The organism is Streptomyces sp. bgisy130, from assembly GCF_057708345.1.
Genome location: NZ_JBYISA010000024.1, coordinates 103,963 through 120,152, shown reverse-complemented (window position 1 = coordinate 120,152; position 16,190 = coordinate 103,963). Strand labels below are relative to the sequence as shown.

The window sequence follows — 16,190 nt, the reverse complement described above, 5'->3', positions numbered from 1 at the left end:
CGGCGAGCGGACCGCGTCCGACAGCGGGGAGTAGGCGAACCAGCCGAAGTCGGCCGCACCCTGCGGGGTGAGGAAGCCGGCCACCGCGATCAGCGAGCCGAAGAGGTAGAGCCAGTACGCGAACATGTTCAGCCGCGGGAACGCCACGTCGGGCGCACCGATCTGGAGCGGCATGATCCAGTTCGCGAATCCGGCGAACAGCGGCGTCGCGAACATCAGCAGCATGATCGTGCCGTGCATCGTGAACGCCTGGTTGAACTGCTCGTTCGACATGATCTGCGTGCCGGGACGGGCCAGCTCGGCGCGCATGAGCAGCGCCATCAGGCCGCCGACGCAGAAGAACGCGAACGACGTGACCAGGTACATCGTGCCGATGGTCTTGTGGTCAGTGGTCGTCATCCACTTCACCACGGCGATACCGGGTTGCTTCTTGCGTACGGGCGGTGCTGCCGGAGCCGTATCGGCGGCGGCACCCTGAGGTTCGTTGAGGATGCTCACTGGTTCTTGGTCTCCGCATTCCTGGCGTGATCCGACTGCTCGATGCCCGCCGGCAGGTATCCGGTCTGGCCCTTCTTCGCCAGGTCCTTCAGGTGCTCCTGGTACCGCTCAGGGGAGACAACCTTGACGTTGAAGAGCATCCGGGAGTGGTCGACACCGCAGAGCTCGGCACACTTGCCCATGAAGGTGCCCTCCTTGTTGGGAGTCACCTCGAAGACATTGGTGTGGCCCGGGATGACGTCCTGCTTCATCAGGAACGGCACCACCCAGAAGGAGTGGATGACGTCACGAGAGGTCAGCACGAACTGGACCGTCTCACCCTTCGGCAGCCACAGGGTCGGACCGGGGTTGCCGGTCTGCGGGTTCCGCGTCCCCGGGGTGCCCACGTCGTAGACGCCGTCCGCACCGGCCGGCGCGGTCTTCTTCCACTTGTCCGGGATCGCGTCCAGCGCGCTGGAGTCGATGGCCGACGTCGACTTGTTGCCGTCCGTGTTCTCCAGGTAGTTGAACGCCCAGCTCCACTGGAAGCCGACCACGTTCACGACGTGGTCCGGCTTCTTGGAAGTCTTGAGGAGTGCGCTCTCATCACGTGCGGTGAAGTAGAAAAGCACCGCAATGATGATGAACGGCACGATCGTGTACAACGCCTCGATCGGCATGTTGTACCGGGTCTGCGCGGGGACCTCCACCTTGGTCCTGCTGCGGCGGTGGAAGATCACGCTCCAGATGATCAGGCCCCACACCAGCACGCCCGTTGCGAGGGCGGCGGCCCAGGAGCCCTGCCAAAGAGAGAGGATCCGCGGCGCCTCGTCGGTGACGGGCGTTGGCATGCCGAGGCGGGGGAAGTCCTTATATGTGCAACCAGTCGCGGTCGCCAGGACCAGGCCCGCAGCAAGCACCTGCGGCAGCTTCCGCCGCATCGGGCGCCGCGACGAGCGGTCGGAGCCGTTGGGACTCACGTAGCGCCTTCCCGAGAGTCTCGCCCGCGAGACCGGCTGCGGCCGTCTCGCTGGTCGGTCGCCGGCCCTGGCGCGGGCAGGGGTTTGGATGTTTATGCGGACCAAACCCTACTGGACGCTATTTGGGGTCGCGCGGGGAGGGTGCCCAACGCGCCGCGTCGCACCCCTAAGGGGTGGCCAGGGCCCTCGGGAGACGTCCGCCGAAGCCCCGATTACCCGCTTTCACCAGGCATCTGACGCCGCGCCCGGCTCCGGCTCCCACCGCTCTCCCGGCGGCGCCGGCCCGTCCCGCCCCCGCGGGAGCGTGGTCCCGCGCTCCCGCCCGGCCGGGTGCCGGACCCGTTCCCCGAAAAGAAGGGGACTAACGTCTCGTATGTGCCCTACTTCGACGCGGCTTCCGCCGCCCCGCTGCATCCCGTCGCCCGTGAGGCCCTGCTCGCCTCGCTGGACGAAGGCTGGGCCGACCCGGCCCGCCTCTACCGCGAGGGGCGGCGCGCCCGGCTGCTGCTGGACGCGGCGCGGGAGGCCGCGGCCGAGGCCGTGGGCTGCCGCCCGGACGAGATGGTTTTCACCCCTTCGGGGACACAGGCGGTGCACTCGGGAGTCTCGGGGGCGCTGGCGGCCCGCCGGCGGGCCGGCCGCCGGCTGCTGCACTCCGCCGTCGAGCACTCCGCCGTGCTGCATGCCGCCGAGGTCCATGCGGCGGCCGGCGGCAGCTGCACGGAGCTGGCGGTGGACCGCGGGGGCCGGGTGGCGGCCGAGGACGTCGCCGCCGCGCTGAGCCCGGACACCGCACTGGTCTGTCTCCAGTCCGCCAACCACGAGGTGGGGACCGAGCAGCCGGTCGAGGAGGTGGCCGCGCTCTGCCAGGAGGCGGGCGTGCCCCTCCTGGTGGACGCCGCACAGTCGCTGCCCTGGGGGCCGGTGCCCGGTGGCTGGTCGCTGCTGGCGGCGAGCGCCCACAAGTGGGGCGGCCCGGCCGGGGTGGGGCTGCTGGCGGTCCGCAAGGGGACCCGGTTCGCCCCCCAGGGGCCGCGGGACGAGCGCGAGTCGGGCCGCAGCCCGGGGTTCGAGAACATCCCGGCGATCGTGGCCGCCGCGGCGTCGCTGCGCGCACTGCGGGCGGGCCCGGAGACCGCGGCCGAGGCGGCACGGCTGCGGAAGCTGGTGGACCGGATCCGGACCCGGGTGCCGGAGCTGATCCCGGATGTGGAGGTGGTCGGCGATCCGGTGCACCGCCTCCCCCACCTCGTGACCTTCTCCTGCCTCTACGTCGACGGGGAGGCGCTGCTGCACGAGCTCGACCGGGCGGGCTTCTCGGTGTCGTCCGGCTCGTCCTGTACGTCCAGCACGCTGACACCGAGCCATGTGCTGCGGGCGATGGGCGTGCTGTCCGAGGGGAATGTGCGGGTCTCGCTGCCGTACGGCACCGACGGGGCGGAGGTGGAGCGCTTCCTGGAGGTGCTGCCGACGGTGGTGCGCTCGGTGCGGGAGCGGCTGGGCGTCCCGGCGGCGGAGCGGGAGACGGTGGCGGCGACGGCCGGCGGGGGCCCGGAAGCGGCCCCGGCAGCGGCAGCCGAGGAGCCTGGTGAGTCCGGCGAGCCCGTTGAGCCCGCGGCCTCGGCCTCCGCCGAGCCGGCCGGTCTGGTCGTCGACTCGCTCGGCAAGCGCTGTCCGCTCCCGGTGATCGAGCTGGCGAAGGCGGTCCTGGAGGTGCCGGTCGGCGGGACGGTGACGGTGCTCGCCGACGACGAGGCCGCCCGGCAGGACATCCCGGCCTGGTGCGCCATGCGCGAGCAGGAGTACGTGGGCGAGCGGCCGGCCGAGCGCGGCGCCGCGTATGTCGTGCGGCGCCGCGCCTGACCCGGCGGTTCAGACCAGGTGCTGCTGGACCTCGGCGGCGGCCTCGTGGCCGTACGCCTTGGTGAAGCGGTCCATGAAGTGGCTGCGGTGCAGCTCGTACTCCTGGGTGCCGACGGTCTCGATGACCAGCGTCGCCAGCATGCAGCCGACCTGCGCGGCGCGCTCCAGGCCGACGCCCCAGGCCAGACCGGACAGGAAGCCGGCCCGGAAGGCGTCGCCGACGCCGGTCGGGTCGGCCTTGGCGTTCTCCTCCGGGACACCGACCTCGAGGGCCGGCTCGCCGACCCGCTCGATGCGGACGCCGCTGGCGCCGAGGGTGGTGACGCGGGTGCCGACCTTGGCGAGGATCTCCTCGTCGGTCCAGCCGGTCTTGGACTCGATCAGGCCCTTCTCGTACTCGTTGGAGAAGAGGTAGGCGGCGTCCTCCAGGAGGGTGCGGATGGCGTCGCCGTCCATCCGGGCGATCTGCTGGGAGAAGTCGGCGGCGAACGGGATTCCGCGGCTGCGGCACTCCTCGGTGTGCCGGATCATCGCCTCGGGGTCGTCCGCACCGATCAGGACGAGGTCGAGGCCGCCGACCCGCTCGGCCACGTGCTGGAGCTCGATCAGCCGGGCCTCGCTCATCGCGCCGGTGTAGAACGACCCGATCTGGTTGTGGTCGGCGTCGGTGGTGCACACGAAGCGGGCGGTGTGCAGCACCTCGGAGATGCGGACGGAGCGGGTGTCGACGCCGTGGCGGTCGAGCCAGGCGCGGTATTCCTCGAAGTCGTTGCCGGCGGCACCGACCAGGATCGGCGCGGTGCCGAGCTGGCCCATGCCGAAGCAGATGTTGGCGGCGACGCCGCCGCGGCGGACGTCGAGCTGGTCGACCAGGAACGAGAGGGAGACCGTATGCAGCTGGTCGGCGACCAACTGATCGGCGAAGCGGCCGGGGAAGGTCATCAGGTGGTCGGTGGCGATGGAGCCGGTGACTGCGATACGCACGACGGGTCTGCTCCTGCGGAAGGCGGAGGGACGGGCGGACGTGAAGCAACGCTACCCCGCGAGGTCGCGCACCACCCGGTCATCCCGGACACTTGAACCACTGAAACTACCCAATAGTAGGTCTTTCTCCTCGATACTCAGCTGCGTACGGTGCCCCTATGACCAAGCCTGTGAAAGCTGTCACACCGCGCCACGGCGCCTCCCGCGACCCGCAGGACCCGGAGTCGCTCGACGAGCTGCGCGGCGACTGCGCGCGGATGGCGGGCCACTGGAAGGCCGGCCGGTCCTCCGCGCCCGCCCCGGGACGCGCCGCCGATCTGCACGGCATCAAGGTCCCCTCCTCCTCCGCCGCGCTCGTGGGCGGAATGTCCGAGTACGGCGACTGAGCCCCGCCCCCGGCCACCGCGGCGCGTACCGGGGGGGAACCGCGCACGCCCCTGCCCCGTCCCATCGGCGTCCACCTCATGGAGGATGGCACGTCAGATGTTCAGCGGAGCTGAAGGAGCGATGCGGTGAACACCGAGGACAGCACCGACACGAACCCCAAGGAGCGCAAGCGGCGCACCCCGCTGGTGGCCGCCTCGATGGCCGCCGCGGTGCTGCTGGCCGGGGGCGGCGCGGCGTACTGGGCCTCGTCCGCGTCCAGCAGCGAGGGCTCCGGCCCGGGCTCCGCGGCCAAGGGCGACCCGCCACCGCTCGCACTCGACGGCTACACCGGCGGCGGCTCGATCGCGGCCGGTGAGCCCAACCCGCAGGGTGCGAAGTACCGGGCGGTGAAGAAGCTGCCCGGCGGTCCGGCGTCCGCGCCGGTGTACCGCCCCAAGGGCGAGATCAGCCGGCAGTCGGTGGAGCGGCTGGCGAAGGCGCTGGATGTGGCCGGAAAGGTCCGCTCGGAGGGCACCAGCTGGAAGGTGGGCGGGGCGCCGGATTCCCGTGGCCCCCTCCTCCAGGTGAGCAAGACCGGCTCGGGCGCGTGGACGTACTCGCAGTACGGCACCCCGGGCGGGACGAACTGTGCGCTGCCCTCCTCCCCCAAGGGCGGCCAGGACGGGTCCGGTGGCGGTACCCCGTCGAACCGGCCCGGCTGTCCGTCGTACCGCGGCGGCGGGGACGTCACGACCGAGGACGACAGCAGCGGCAAGGGCGCGGTGTCGCCGGAGAAGGCCAAGCAGGCGGTGCGGCCGGTGCTGACGGCGCTCGGCCAGAAGAACGCCCGGCTCGACGCGGGCGGACTGTCCGGCGCGGTACGGGTCGTCACCGCGAACCCGGTGCTCGGCGGGCTGCCGACCTACGGCTGGCAGAGCGATCTCCAGGTCGGCTCGGACGGTCAGGTGGTCGGTGGCAGCGGCCAGTTGGCGAATCCGGTCAAGGGCGCGGAGTATCCGGTGCTGAGCGCCGACAAGACGCTGGACCGGCTGAATTCGGGCGAGGGCCGCAAGCCGGCCGGCTGCCCCTCGACCCCCGGCAACAAGACCGACAAGGGTGACAAGGACGGCAAGGGCGGCGGGATCGCGCCGTGTGAGCCGACGCCGACCAAGGCGCAGCCGCCGGCCGAGGTGACCGGTGCGGTCTTCGGGCTCGCGGTGCAGTACGTGGACGGCGGCCAGGCGCTGGTGCCGTCGTGGCTGTACAAGGTGCGCCAGCCGGGCGCCGGCAGCGGCCCGGACACCGCCTCGACGGTCACGCACCCGGCGGTGAACCCGAAGTACCTGGCCCACCAGGGCAGCGGGACCTCGCAGAGCCCGGGGCAGTCGCCGCACAAGCCGTCCGGGAAGCCCGGGGCGATGGCCCTGGAGTCGTACGACGTGAGCGACGGCGGCAAGAAGCTGACCGTGCACTTCTGGGGCGGGGTGTGCAGCGTCTACTCGGTGAGCGCACAGGAGTCGGCGACGACGGTGAAGACCAAGGTCGTCGGCAAGGACAAGAAGCCCGGCCAGGTCTGCGTGAAGATCGCCAAGGAGTTCACCAAGACCGTGACGCTGGAGAAGCCGCTGGACGGCCGGAAGGTGATCGATGAGTCGAGCGGCGACTCCGTGCCGAAGCGGTAACGGGCCCCGCGGAAGCCGCCGGGCCGGACCCGGCGGAGACGGATTCGCCAGAGACGCATACGGCGAAAGCGGCGCTCCCTCTGGGGGGGGCGCCGCTTTCGTGTGTACCGGCCCGTACTCCCTAGCTGAAGGAGTCGCCGCAGGCGCAGGAGCCGGTGGCGTTCGGGTTGTCGATCGTGAAGCCCTGCTTCTCGATGGTGTCGACGAAGTCGATGGAGGCACCGCCCAGGTAGGGGGCGCTCATCCGGTCGGTGACGACCTTGACACCGTCGAAGTCCTTGACGACATCGCCGTCGAGCGAGCGCTCGTCGAAGAAGAGCTGGTAGCGCAGTCCGGAGCAGCCGCCGGGCTGCACGGCAACCCGCAGCGCGAGGTCGTCCCGGCCTTCCTGCTCCAGAAGGCTCTTGACCTTCGACGCGGCCGCGTCGGACAGGATGATGCCGTCGCTGACGGTGGTCTCGTCCTGAACGCTCATCTAGATCTCTCCCGGGTTGTACGGACCGCTTGTCATCGGTTGCAACCAGCTGCAACCGGGGACGTCCCGGATTAATTCCGGCTGGGCGCAATTCGTCGAGAAGCCTTCCGGACACCGCCGGGGGCAGCCTCTCCTGTCGTTCTTTCCCATGCTCGCACACCGGCCGCCGGGAACAGGTGGCCGACCACACACGGCGGGGTGCTGATGCGTCACATCGACACTATGGCCATCGTCAAAGTGACGTGAAGCAGCTATGATAGATAACGTCAAATAGACGAGAAGGCACGTAGAGAAGAGAGGGTGCGTGTTGTGACCACCGCCCAGCCCCTGGACGTCCAGCCGACCCCGCTGGCCCTGCTCCTCCTCGGCCGCGAGGCCGACCCGAAGAGCGAGCGCGGTGTGGAGTGCCCCGGCGATCTGCCGGCTCCGTCGGACCCCGACCTCGTCGAGCGCGCCCGCGCGGCCAAGGCGAAGCTCGGGGACAAGGTCTTCGTCCTCGGGCACCACTACCAGCGCGACGAGGTCATCGAGTTCGCCGATGTGACCGGCGACTCCTTCAAGCTCGCGCGGGACGCCGCGGCCCGGCCGGACGCCGAGTACATCGTCTTCTGCGGTGTGCACTTCATGGCGGAGTCCGCCGACATCCTCACCGGCGACGACCAGCAGGTCATCCTCCCCGACCTGGCCGCCGGCTGCTCGATGGCCGACATGGCCACCGCCGAGCAGGTCGCCGAGTGCTGGGACGTCCTGACGGGGGCGGGCATAGCCGAGCAGGTCGTGCCCGTCTCGTACATGAACTCCTCGGCCGACATCAAGGCGTTCACCGGCAAGCACGGCGGCACGATCTGTACCTCCTCCAACGCCAAGCGGGCGCTGGACTGGGCCTTCGAGCAGGGCGAGAAGGTCCTCTTCCTGCCCGACCAGCACCTGGGCCGCAACACCGCCGTCCGCGACATGGGCATGTCGCTGGACGACTGCGTGGTCTACAACCCGCACAAGCCGAACGGCGGGCTGACCGCCGAGGAGCTGCGGGCCGCCAAGATGATCCTGTGGCGCGGGCACTGCTCGGTGCACGGCCGGTTCTCGCTGGACTCGGTGAACGACGTGCGCGCCCGTATCCCGGATGTCAATGTGCTCGTCCACCCCGAGTGCAAGCACGAGGTCGTGGCGGCGGCGGATTACGTCGGCTCGACGGAGTACATCATCAAGGCCCTGGAGGCCGCCCCGCGCGGCTCGAAGTGGGCCATCGGCACCGAACTGAACCTGGTCCGGCGGCTGGCGAATCGCTTCGCCGCGGAGGACAAGGAGATCGTCTTCCTCGACAAGACGGTCTGCTTCTGCTCGACGATGAACCGGATCGACCTTCCCCACCTGGTGTGGGCGCTGGAGTCGCTGGCCGCCGGCAAGGTCGTCAACCGCATCGAGGTCGACGAGGAGACGGAGAGCTTTGCGAAGTTGGCGCTCGAGCGGATGCTGGCGCTGCCGTAGCCGTACGTTTTCGGCTGACCCGCCGTGGGGGTTTCTCACCGTTTGTTGCCCGCTTGCGCGGTGCCCCCGCCGTTCCGCCTGCGGCGGGCGGGTCCGCTGCGCGGGGCTGTGGGTGCGGTGACGGGCCGGAGGGGCCTGGTGTGTGGACTGCTTCGCTTTACGTCCACACACCAGGCCCCTCCGGCCCGTCCCCTCCCGTGGGTGGGTTGGATTTGGTGAGTGGGGGCGGGCGCCGGATGGGGCGTTGTCCGGTCAGGTTGCGGCTTCCAGAGTCCAGCGGATCTTGTCGCCGCCCTTGATTGCAGTGTGGCAGGGGGCGGTTGTGATCTTTTTTTCGTTGACGTACGCGTTCCACTTCTTGGTGGCGTCCGCGGAGTCGCCATGGATTGCGGTGACCACGAAGTCCTGGGTGGTGGCGTCCCAGCGCGCCCGCACCCCGCCGAGGCCGTACTGCTCGTCGGCGTCGACCAGGGCGGTGAGGGGCGTGGCCGCGAGGCCGTCGGCTGCGCAGTAGAAGCCACCGAAGACGGTGCGCGGGGACGTGATCACGAGGCCCACGCCGGCGGTGTAGGGGCCGCCGGTGATGCCGACGCGGACGCGGATGTCGCCGGGGGCCGCGGTGGTGGGCGGGGCGGCCGTGAGGGTCAGGGCCAGGGCTAGACCGGCGGCGGTTGCGGGGGCGGCCCCGCGGGCCAGGACGGACGGCACGCTCGCTCACCTTTCGTCGGTTCGGCAGCATCCGCCACAAAACCATCGCTCCTGGTGATCGGCGAGAGGTGCTCCGCCGAATGCGTGTGTGCCGCCCGCCGGGCCGTCACAGCGACACGGTCTGTCCTTCGGCGGTGATCGTGAGGCGGTAGCGGTCCCGCGGTGGGCTGCCGTCGGCGGTCCAGTCGCGGTAGGCGGACTCGACCTCGTCCCACAGACGGCGCGGGCCGTGTTGCTCGGTCTCGTAGGTGTCTTGGCCGGGGGTGTATTCGACGGTGGCCCAGGAGCTGCGGGCGTCGTCGAAGAGCCAGTAGGTGGCCTCGTCGCTGCCGTCGTCGGCGGGGCAGAGCAGGGGCCAGGCGTCGCGTACCCGGAGGCCGACGGCGAAGCGGGCGCGCGGATTCTCGTCCAGTACGCGGGGATCGAGGGTGGTCGTCGCGCGGTCGCCGTCCTCGCCGTGGTACCAGTCGCGGATGCGGCCGTAGGAGCGGCGCTGCTGGCGGGCCCACATGAAGGCGGGGCGGCCGGAGAAGCCGCCGGTGGCCCGGCCGTCGCGGACGGTGAGGGTGGCGAACGAGTAGGAGTGGAACGAGGAGCCCCACGGGGTGAGGATCGTGCCGCCGGGGGCGGTCTGCTCCACCCAGGCGTACGGGATGTCGCGGACCGTGCAGGTGGCGATGGTCCGGTCGAAGGGCGCCCGCTCCGGCACCCCGGCCAGGCCGTCGCCGCACACCAGATGCGGGTGCAGGCCGGCTCGCGCGAGATTGTCCCGGGCGATGTCGTGGAGGGCCTTGTCGGTCTCGATGCTGGTCGTGCGGTCCTCGCCGAGCCGGTGGGCGAGCCAGGCGGCGTGGTAGCCGGTGCCGGTGCCGATCTCCAATACGGTGTCGCCGTCCCGGACGATCGCGGCCATGTCCAGCATCAGGGAGGGCATGGACGTCGAGCACGTGGGAAAGGCGACCTGGTCCGCCACGGACCGGCCGTCGTTGTGCTGGGTGATCAGCGGTAAGTCGGCGTAGACCATGCGCCGCCACTCCGTCTCGTCCGTGGATCGGGAGACGGTACGGTCGCCCACTTCGAAGGCGTCCGGTACGAAATGCGCGCGGTCGACCGCGGCGACGGCCGGCTCCCATTCCGGCGTCAACGCGCCCTTGTTGCGGAGGATTTCCAGCAGGCGGCCCGGCGAGGACATCACACGCCCCTTACTTCTTCGGCGGATCGGTTACCGGCTTGGTCCACTGGCCGTCGGATTCCTTCGGGCTCTGCTGCCGGTCGCCTTTCTCGCCGCCCTTGCCGTCGCCGTGCTTCCCCATTGCGGTCCCCCTTCGTCGGTGGCGGAGCGGTGGGGCCGCCCCGTGACGGGATGCCCGGCACGATGCCCCCGCAAGCGCCGGCTTGCGGGGGCATCGTTTCTTCACTGGGAGCGTCACACCGGGCCCCGCCGGCCAGGCCGTCGTCAGACGCCCGCCGGCTCCGGGGTGCGGTCGGACTCCTCGGTCTGCGGGCCGGCCGGGCCGGACCGCTTCGCGGCCTTCTTCGCCGCCCGGCGCTCCTTGCGGAGCTCGATCATCGCGTAGAGCGTCGGGACCAGGAGGAGGGTGAGGAGGGTGGAGGTGATCAGACCGCCGATCACGACCACGGCGAGCGGCTGGGAGATGAAGCCGCTGTCACCGGTGAGGGACAGGGCCATCGGCAGCAGCGCCATGATCGTGGCCAGCGCCGTCATGAGGATCGGGCGGAGACGGTGGCGGCCGCCCTCGATGACCGCCTCGACGACGCCGTAACCCTGCGACCGGTACTGGTTGATCAGGTCGATCAGCACGATCGCGTTGGTGACCACGATGCCGATCAGCATCAGCATGCCGATCATCGCCGGGACGCCCAGCGGGGTGCCGGTGGCGACCAGCAGGCCGATCGCGCCGGTCGCCGCGAAGGGGATCGAGACGAGCAGGATCAGCGGCTGGACCAGCGAGCGGAAGGTGCCCACCAGGAGCATGAAGACGATGGCGATGGCCGCCAGCATCGCCAGGCCGAGCGAGGAGAACGCGTCGGACTGGTCCTGGGAGACGCCGCCGATTTCCGCGGTGGCACCGTCCGGCAGCTTCAGACCGTTGATCTTGCTCTGGAGGGTGGCGCTGACCGCTCCGGTGTTGTCGCCGGTCGGCTTGGCGGTGATGGTCGCCGAGCGGGCCCCGTCGATCCGGGTCATCTGGACCGGGCCGGGCACGGTCCGCACGGTGGCGAGGGTGCCGAGCTTCGCCGGGCCCGCCGGGGTCGGGACGGCCAGGTTCTTCAACTCGGCCTCGGTGGTGGCCGGGTGGGCCGACTTGATCACGATGTCGCGCTCGGTGTCGTCCAGCACGGCCGTACCGCTGGTGGTGCCGCGGACCGCCTGGGTGACCACGCCGCCGAGGGTGGTCTGGTTGTAACCGGCCGCGGCCGCCTTGGCGTTGGGCTTCACGGAGATCCGCGGGACGCTCTGGGAGAGGTCGCTCTGGACGTCGGTGACGTCGTCGAGCCCGGCGACGGCCTTGCGGACCTGCTCGCTCGCCTTCTCCAGCACCTCACCGTCGGCGGCCTTGACGACCACGCTCAGGTCCTGGTTGCCGAAGCCGCCGCCGCCCGCGGTCACGGTGGTCTCGCCGATGGACGTGCCGAGCTTGTCGAGGCCGTCCCGCAGGTCGCCGGTGACCTTGTCGGCGTCCTCGGCGTCGGCCAGCTTGAGCTGGTAGGTGGCCTGGTTGGTGCCGGTGCCGCCGCCGAAGGCCGCCATGAAGCCGGAGGAGCCGATGGTGACCTGGTAGTCCGTGACGCCGTCGGTGTCCGCGAGCAGCTTCTCGACCTTCTTGGCCTGCTTGTCGGACGTGCCGAGGCTGGTGCCGGGCTTGAGCTCCTGCTTGACGGTGAGGGTGTCCTGGTCGCCCTGGTCGAGGAAGTTGGTCTTCAGGAGCGGGCCCATGCCGAAGGTGCCGAGGAGGATGACGACGGCGATGACCACGCTGGTGACCCGGCGGCGGGTCGCGAAGCGCAGGACCGGGACGTAGAGGCGCTGGAGGGGGCTCCGGGTCTCCTTCTCCTCGGCCCGGCGCCGCAGCTCCTCCGGGTCGCTGCCCTCGGGGATCTCGGGGGCGCGCAGGAACCAGTACGACAGCACGGGGACGACCGTCAGGGAGACGATCAGGGAGGCCAGCAGGGCGACGGTCACCGTCAGCGAGAAGGAGCCGAAGAGGGCGCCGACCATGCCGCCGACCACACCGATCGGGAGGAAGACCGCGACCGTGGTGAGGGTGGAGGAGGTGATCGCGCCGGAGACCTCCTTGACCGCGGAGAGGATGGCCTCGCGGCGCTCCTCGCCGTAGCCCAGGTGCCGCTTGATGTTCTCCAGGACGACGATGGAGTCGTCGACGACGCGGCCGATCGCGATGGTCAGCGCGCCGAGGGTGAGCATGTTGAGGGAGAGGTCACCGGTCCACAGCACGATCAGGGTGATGACGACCGAGAGGGGGATGGAGACCGCGGTGACGAGGGTCGAGCGGAGGCTGAGCAGGAAGACCAGGATGACGATGACGGCCATGACCAGACCCAGCAGGCCCTCGGTGGTCAGCGATTCGATCGACTTGGAGACCGCCGGGCCCTGGTCGGAGACGACCGTGACATCGGTGCCCTTGCCCAGGTCCTGACGGATCTCGGGGAGCTGGTCCTTGACCGCGTCGGATATGTCGACCGCGCTGCCGTCCTGGTCCATCGTCACGCTGACGGCCAGGCTGGGCTTGCCGTTGGTGCGGGTGAGGGAGGTCGGGGTGGCCGACTCCTCCTTGACCGTGGCGACATCACCGAGCCGGACCGCTTCGGCCGGCCGGCCGGCGCCCGCGCCCGGACCGGCACCGTCGCCGCCCGCGGCCGGCGCGATCCGCAGGTCCTGGATCTGCCGTACGGAGCTGAAGCCCGCGCCGACCTGGACGGTCTTGCTCCGGCCGTCCTCGGCGAACGAACCGGCGGGAACCGAGGTGCCGCCGGCCTCCAGTGCCTGGCCGAGCGCCTGGGAGGTCAGCCCGGCCGCGGCGAGCTTCCGGTCGTCGGGGGTGACCGCGACGATCCGGTCCTGGACGCCGTCCACCTTGACCTGGCTGACGCCCTCGATGTTCTTCAGGTCCGGTACGACGCTGCGGTCGAGCTGGTCGGCGAGGCTCTGCTGGTCCCGGTCCGAGGAAGAGACGGCGAGGACGACGGTGGGGATGTCGTCCGTCGAGCCGGCCACCACCTGCGGGTCGACGTCCTTGGGCAGCTTCGCGCGGGCGCGGTTCACGGCCTGCTGGACATCGGCGACCAGACGCTTGGAGTCATTGCCGTAGTCGAACTGCGCCATGATGACGCCCGAGCCCTCGCTGGACGTCGAGGTGACGGACTTGATGCCGTCGACCGCCTGGATACCGTCCTCGAGCGGCTCGATCACCTGCTTCTCGACGACCTCGGGCGAGGCGCCCTGGTACGGCGTCAGGACGGACACCATCGGGAGTTCGATGGACGGCAGGAGCTGCTGCTTCAGCTGGGGGATCGCGATGGCGCCGAAGGCGATCGCCACGATCGACATCAGCGCTATCAGGCCCCGTTGTACGAGGCTGAGTCGGGACAGCCAGGTCATGGGTGGGGTCTCTCTTCTGGTCTACGAAGTCGGCGGGACCGTTCTCGGGCCCACCTACACCCTCCGCCATGGCGTGACTGGTTTTCCTCGCTCGCAAGTCGGTTTCCGGCCGTAAGCCGTACCGCGTTCGGAGTAGGGGGTGCCCCGCCCTCACTGCACCCGTGGGCGTACGAGTCCGGACTCGTAGGCGATGACGACGAGCTGGGAGCGGTCCCGGGCGCCCAGCTTGGCCATCGCGCGGTTCACATGCGTCTTGACGGTGAGCGGGCTGACCTCCAGCTGCTCGGCGATGCCGTCGTTGGACAGCCCGCCGGCCACCAGGATCAGCACCTCCCGCTCCCGGCCGGTGAGCGTCGCCAGCCGCTCGCTGCCCCGGCCGCCGGGCCCGCCGTCGGCGGAACTGCCGCCCTGCGCGAGGAACTTGGCGATCAGGCCCTTGGTGGCGACGGGCGAGAGCAGCGCCTCACCGGCGGCCGCGATCCGGATCGCGTTCAGCATCTCGTCCGGTTCCGCGCCCTTGCCGAGGAAGCCGCTGGCGCCGGCCCGCAGCGACTGCACCACGTAGTCGTCGACCTCGAAGGTGGTCAGTATGACCACCCGGACGTCGGTCAGTTCCGGGTCCTCGCTGATCAGGCGGGTGCCCGCCAGGCCGTCCACACCGGGCATCCGGATGTCCATCAGCACGACGTCGGGCCGCTCGGCCCGGGTCAGCTCGTACGCCTGGGCCCCGTCGGATGCCTCCCCCACCACCCGCATGTCCGGCTCGGAGTCGACCAGCACCCGGAACGCACTGCGCAGCAGCGCCTGGTCGTCGACGAGCAGCACCTTGATCGTCACAATGTCTCCCCCGTACGGACAGTCTGGAGCGGAAGGGTCACCCGCACCTGGAAGCCGCCGGCCGCGCGCGGGCCGGTCACGACCGTGCCGCGCAGCGCGAAGACCCGCTCCCGCATCCCGATCAGGCCGTGGCCGCCGCCGCTGTCCTCCGGCTCGCCGGGCCCGCCCGCCTCCACGGGCGGCCGGTCGCCGCCCTTCTGCCGCGGGATGCCGGCCCGGCCCGCGCCGTCGTCCAGGACGGTCACGGTCAGCCTGGTGTCGGAGTGGCTGATCCGCACCGTGGCACGGGCGCCCGCACCGGCGTGCTTGTGGACGTTGGTCAGCGCTTCCTGGACCACGCGGTAGGCGGTGAGGTCGACGGAGGCGGGCAGCGGCCGCGGCTCCGGCGGGATGTCCAGGTCGACCGGGATGCCGGCCCGGACGAACCCGTCGACGAGCTGATCGAGCACCCCGAGGCCCGGGGCCGGCTCGGTCGGCGCCTTGGGGTCGTCTGACTGCCGCAACAGGCCGACGGTGGCACGGAGTTCCTCCAGCGCCGAACGGGAGGCCTCCCGGACGTGTGCCAGCGCCTGCTTGGCCTGGTCGGGCCGGTTGTCCATGACGTGCGAGGCGACCCCGGCCTGGACGTTGACCAGCGCGATGTGGTGGGCGACGACATCGTGCAGCTCACGGGCGATCCGCATGCGCTCCTCGGCGACCCGGCGGCGGGCCTCCTCCTCACGGGTGCGCTCGGCCCGTTCGGCGCGCTCCCGGATGGCGGTCACGAAGGCCCGGCGGCTGCGGACCGCGTCACCGGCCGCCGCGGCCATGCCCGTCCAGGCGAAGATGCCGAGGTTCTCCTGGGCGTACCAGGGACGGGGCCCGTAGAGCATGGCGGCGGCGGTCAGCCCCACGACGGTCAGCGCGCCGACCCGCCAGGTGGTGGGCCGGTCGGTGCGCGAGGCGAGGGTGAAGAGGGCGACCACGGCGGCGGCGGCCACCGGGGCGCGGGGGTCGCTGGAGCGGGCGACCAGCTCGATGACGGTGAGCGAGCCGGTGACCGCCAGGACCGTACGGGGCAGCCGGCGGCGCAGGACCAGGGCGGCACAGGCCAGTGCGGCCAGCACCACGGTCGTGGCGGACGGCTCGTGCCCGACGAACCGCGGGCCGTGCGGGCCGTGCGGATCGGCCACCGCGCCGAACAGGATGCAGGCGAAGACGGCCCCGGCCACGACGGCGTCGAAGGCGAGCGGATGCTTCCGGTACCACCGGAAGGGGCCGGCGCGGGGCGCGTCGGGGCGGGGGTCGAGGAGGCTCACAAGAGCAAACGGTAGCGCCCCGGTCCCTCGCGGGGCCGGGGCGCGGTGCGCTGGAGTGGAGTGTGCAGGCCGGGACCGGCCAGGTTTCAGCCCGGGATGAGGCCGTCGTCGCCGAGCATTTCCCGGACCTCGCCAAGGGTCGCGTCCGGGGCGGGGAGGATGAGTTCGGACGGTTCCAGGGCGTCGTCGGGAAGCGGTGTGCCCATACGGCGCACCGCCTCCAGAAGGGCCCCGAGGGTGCGCCGGAAGCCCGCCTCGTCGCCGCTCTCCATCTCGTCGAGCAGCTCATCGTCCAGTTTGTTGAGCTCGGTGAAGTGGGCGTCGTCCAGCTTCACCTGGCCCTCCCCCATGATCCGTACGATCACGACGGTCTCCCTTGGTCCGGTCCGA

The 16,190-nt window shown here is 71.0% G+C and carries 14 protein-coding genes; 4 read left to right on the top strand and 10 right to left on the bottom strand.

Annotation, left to right across the window (positions count from 1 at the left end):
* Both AC3EUV_RS26895 and ctaC read right to left on the bottom strand, forming a co-directional pair.
* On the bottom strand, positions 1-498 hold a 498-nt coding region (locus AC3EUV_RS26895), incomplete at its 3' end, for a cbb3-type cytochrome c oxidase subunit I (protein WP_435604072.1).
* Positions 495-1,457 (bottom strand): aa3-type cytochrome oxidase subunit II, encoded by a 963-nt coding sequence (gene ctaC, locus AC3EUV_RS26890; protein WP_327226976.1) that lies wholly within the window; start codon positions 1,455-1,457, stop codon positions 495-497. The genes AC3EUV_RS26895 and ctaC, both read right to left, overlap by 4 nt.
* A 375-nt stretch (positions 1,458-1,832) precedes the next feature.
* On the opposite strand from ctaC, the gene AC3EUV_RS26885 reads away from it, so the two are divergent.
* On the top strand, positions 1,833-3,320 hold the full coding sequence (locus AC3EUV_RS26885; RefSeq protein ID WP_435604071.1) for a cysteine desulfurase/sulfurtransferase TusA family protein: 1,488 nt from the start codon (positions 1,833-1,835) through the stop codon (positions 3,318-3,320).
* Between the two features lie 9 nt (positions 3,321-3,329).
* Here AC3EUV_RS26885 and AC3EUV_RS26880 read toward each other — a convergent pair whose 3' ends face one another.
* Complete coding sequence (locus AC3EUV_RS26880) at positions 3,330-4,304, bottom strand: carbohydrate kinase family protein (protein ID WP_432146686.1); 975 nt, start codon at positions 4,302-4,304, stop codon at positions 3,330-3,332.
* A 158-nt stretch (positions 4,305-4,462) separates the two neighbouring features.
* Between AC3EUV_RS26880 and AC3EUV_RS26875 the strand changes: the two genes are divergently transcribed.
* Together AC3EUV_RS26875 and AC3EUV_RS26870 are read left to right on the top strand one after the other, a co-directional pair.
* A complete protein-coding gene (locus AC3EUV_RS26875) occupies positions 4,463-4,690 on the top strand; it encodes a hypothetical protein (protein ID WP_435604070.1) in 228 nt (75 codons plus the stop codon).
* A 126-nt stretch (positions 4,691-4,816) separates the two neighbouring features.
* Positions 4,817-6,352 (top strand): hypothetical protein, encoded by a 1,536-nt coding sequence (locus AC3EUV_RS26870; protein ID WP_435604069.1) that lies wholly within the window; start codon positions 4,817-4,819, stop codon positions 6,350-6,352.
* A 121-nt stretch (positions 6,353-6,473) separates the two neighbouring features.
* Here AC3EUV_RS26870 and erpA read toward each other — a convergent pair whose 3' ends face one another.
* Complete coding sequence (gene erpA / locus AC3EUV_RS26865) at positions 6,474-6,827, bottom strand: iron-sulfur cluster insertion protein ErpA (protein WP_006606077.1); 354 nt, start codon at positions 6,825-6,827, stop codon at positions 6,474-6,476.
* 300 nt (positions 6,828-7,127) lie between these two features.
* On the opposite strand from erpA, the gene nadA reads away from it, so the two are divergent.
* Positions 7,128-8,315, top strand: a complete 1,188-nt coding sequence (nadA, locus tag AC3EUV_RS26860) for a quinolinate synthase NadA (protein WP_435604068.1) — start codon at positions 7,128-7,130, stop codon at positions 8,313-8,315.
* A gap of 252 nt (positions 8,316-8,567) precedes the next feature.
* On the opposite strand, the gene AC3EUV_RS26855 is transcribed toward nadA, so the two are convergent.
* From AC3EUV_RS26855 to pspAA, 6 genes are all read right to left on the bottom strand, one after another.
* On the bottom strand, positions 8,568-9,023 hold the full coding sequence (locus tag AC3EUV_RS26855) for a DUF4430 domain-containing protein (protein WP_435604067.1): 456 nt from the start codon (positions 9,021-9,023) through the stop codon (positions 8,568-8,570).
* Between the two features lie 106 nt (positions 9,024-9,129).
* A complete protein-coding gene (locus AC3EUV_RS26850) occupies positions 9,130-10,215 on the bottom strand; it encodes a methyltransferase domain-containing protein (protein WP_435604066.1) in 1,086 nt (361 codons plus the stop codon).
* 264 nt (positions 10,216-10,479) lie between these two features.
* Positions 10,480-13,665, bottom strand: a complete 3,186-nt coding sequence (locus AC3EUV_RS26845; RefSeq protein WP_435604065.1) for an efflux RND transporter permease subunit — start codon at positions 13,663-13,665, stop codon at positions 10,480-10,482.
* Between the two features lie 150 nt (positions 13,666-13,815).
* The gene (locus AC3EUV_RS26840) at positions 13,816-14,502 is read right to left on the bottom strand and encodes a response regulator (protein ID WP_432146693.1); all 687 of its coding nucleotides are present in this window, start codon (positions 14,500-14,502) and stop codon (positions 13,816-13,818) included.
* Positions 14,499-15,800 (bottom strand): sensor histidine kinase, encoded by a 1,302-nt coding sequence (locus tag AC3EUV_RS26835; RefSeq protein ID WP_435604064.1) that lies wholly within the window; start codon positions 15,798-15,800, stop codon positions 14,499-14,501. Before AC3EUV_RS26835 ends, AC3EUV_RS26840 begins: the two co-directional genes overlap by 4 nt.
* An 86-nt stretch (positions 15,801-15,886) precedes the next feature.
* The gene (gene pspAA, locus AC3EUV_RS26830) at positions 15,887-16,165 is read right to left on the bottom strand and encodes a PspA-associated protein PspAA (protein ID WP_085925381.1); all 279 of its coding nucleotides are present in this window, start codon (positions 16,163-16,165) and stop codon (positions 15,887-15,889) included.
* Positions 16,166-16,190 lie beyond the last annotated feature (25 nt).

Excerpts from the sequence above, each read along its gene's own strand:
- erpA (WP_006606077.1), bottom strand. The coding sequence starts at position 6,827 with ATGAGCGTTCAGGACGAGACCACCGTCAGCGACGGCATCATCCTGTCC.
- AC3EUV_RS26875 (WP_435604070.1), top strand. The coding sequence starts at position 4,463 with ATGACCAAGCCTGTGAAAGCTGTCACACCGCGCCACGGCGCCTCCCGC.
- AC3EUV_RS26850 (WP_435604066.1), bottom strand. The coding sequence starts at position 10,215 with ATGTCCTCGCCGGGCCGCCTGCTGGAAATCCTCCGCAACAAGGGCGCG.
- AC3EUV_RS26845 (WP_435604065.1), bottom strand. The coding sequence starts at position 13,665 with ATGACCTGGCTGTCCCGACTCAGCCTCGTACAACGGGGCCTGATAGCG.